The sequence below is a fragment of the Enterococcus sp. 2G9_DIV0600 genome (assembly GCF_002140615.1).
Taxonomy (GTDB): Bacteria; Bacillota; Bacilli; order Lactobacillales; family Enterococcaceae; genus Enterococcus_D; species Enterococcus_D innesii.
The window spans coordinates 2,245,824-2,247,585 of record NZ_NGLL01000001.1 but is presented as its reverse complement, the minus strand read 5'-3'; the positions used below and the strand labels follow the sequence as shown (position 1 = coordinate 2,247,585).

Annotated in this window: 2 protein-coding genes and 1 pseudogene; all 3 read left to right on the top strand. The window is 31.3% G+C overall.

Going from position 1 to position 1,762, the window contains the following annotated elements:
- Nucleotides 1-193: pseudogene (locus A5870_RS17345) on the top strand (CDP-glycerol--poly(glycerophosphate) glycerophosphotransferase); the annotation flags it as partial.
- Nucleotides 183-932, top strand: a complete 750-nt coding sequence (locus A5870_RS10690) for a WecB/TagA/CpsF family glycosyltransferase (RefSeq protein WP_170924076.1) — start codon at nt 183-185, stop codon at nt 930-932. The pseudogene A5870_RS17345 and the gene A5870_RS10690, both read left to right, overlap by 11 nt.
- Nucleotides 907-1,762: CDP-glycerol glycerophosphotransferase family protein (locus tag A5870_RS10685; protein WP_254907630.1), on the top strand; the 856-nt coding region annotated here is incomplete at its 3' end. The genes A5870_RS10690 and A5870_RS10685, both read left to right, overlap by 26 nt.

Sequence of the window (1,762 nt, the reverse complement as noted above, 5' to 3'; positions counted from 1 at the left end):
GGTTGGAATACAAGAGTTATTTGAAAAATACGTAACAGGGACAATTGCTTATAGTCATAGTGATCTTAAAAATTCGTTTTTAAAAGAAAATAAATCAGATTTAAAAGAGTTTAATTCCATTTGGAATACTTTTGCAGATGGAAGAGCTATGAAACAACTAATAGATTGGATCGATAAACAATATGAAAACTGAGTTAATTATGGGGATCCCAGTAGACAATCTTACGTATCAAATGATTTTAAGTGATCTTCCGTACTACTTGTTAGAAAAGAAAAAGATGACTATCATTAGTGTTAATCCTCAAATCATAATTGAGGCTAAGAGGTTTCCTGAAGTGATTGATTTGATAAAAACTAGTACACATCGTATTCCTGATGGTATTGGGGTTGTCTTAGTATCAAAATTAACAGGTGGAAATATTAGGGAGAGGGTTGCAGGTTTTGACTTGATGTTAAAGCTATTGGAGTATGCTAATGTAAATGGGAAAAGTGTTTTCTTTTATGGTGCAAGAATAGAAATCCTTAAAGACGCTATTGCCAATATTGGCTCCACTTATCCTAAAATTAATATAGTAGGCGCAATTGATGGGTATACTAATCTAAGTGAACAAGAAATTGTTAGGGAAATCAACAAGTGTAAGCCTGATTTTCTATTTGTTGCATTAGGTTTTCCAAAACAGGAGCAATGGCTATCTAGGAATATTAACAAGTTGAATGTAAGTATCTTTCAAGATGTTGGTGGAAGTTTTGATGTTTTAAGTGGACATGTGAAAAGAGCACCCCAGTTTTTTATAAAATATAATTTGGAATGGATGTATCGTTCACTAAGCAATCCATCTAGAATTGGAAGGATTTTTCAATTGCCCTCCTTTCTTTTTAAAAGTTTGTGGTGGAATTATAGAGGAGTTGACAAACATAAAAAAGATAATTAGTTATCTCTACGGTAAACTTTTTAATTTTATCGCTTCGTATTTTTCCGTTAAGAAAAATACGATTCTTTTTGAAAATTTTAATGGCAAGCTCCCTGGAGACAATCCCTATGCAATTTATAACGAATTTATAAACAATATAGACTGTAACGATTGGTATGTTTATTGGGGAATCAAAAAAAAATATTTAAGTATAGCTCAAGAGAGATTTCCTGAGATTAACTTTGTTGTTCGTTTTTCTATTAAATGGTTATTTTTAGCTCCCAGATCTAACTTTTGGGTATTTAATGCCCGAATGCCAATTTGGTTAAAAAAGAACAAACAGACTGTGTATTTTCAAACCTGGCACGGTACACCCTTAAAAAAATTAGGATTAGACATTCAGAATGTTTCTATTCCAGGTACAACGAATGAATCTTACAAAGAAAGTTTTATAAAAGAGTCAGAAAGATGGGATTTCTTGATTGCACCGAATGATTATTCGAAAAGGATTTTTATAAAAGCTTTTCAATTTAAAAATGAGTTTCTTGAAATTGGTTATCCAAGGAATGATCATTTGGTTAAATATGGTAGTAATAATGAAATTAAAAATATATTGAAAAAGAAAATTTTGGGTAGAACTAATGGCAGGGTGATTCTGTATGCTCCTACTTGGAGAGACGACTATTACATTAGTAAGGGAAATTACAAATTTAAGATGCCTTTCCAATTAAATAAAGTTTTCGATTTGATGAATGAAGATGATGTTTTAATCCTAAGGCCGCATTACTTAGTAGAAGACTCAATTGACATTAATGGGTATGAACAGAAGGTCTTTATTAATAGCTCAGAAG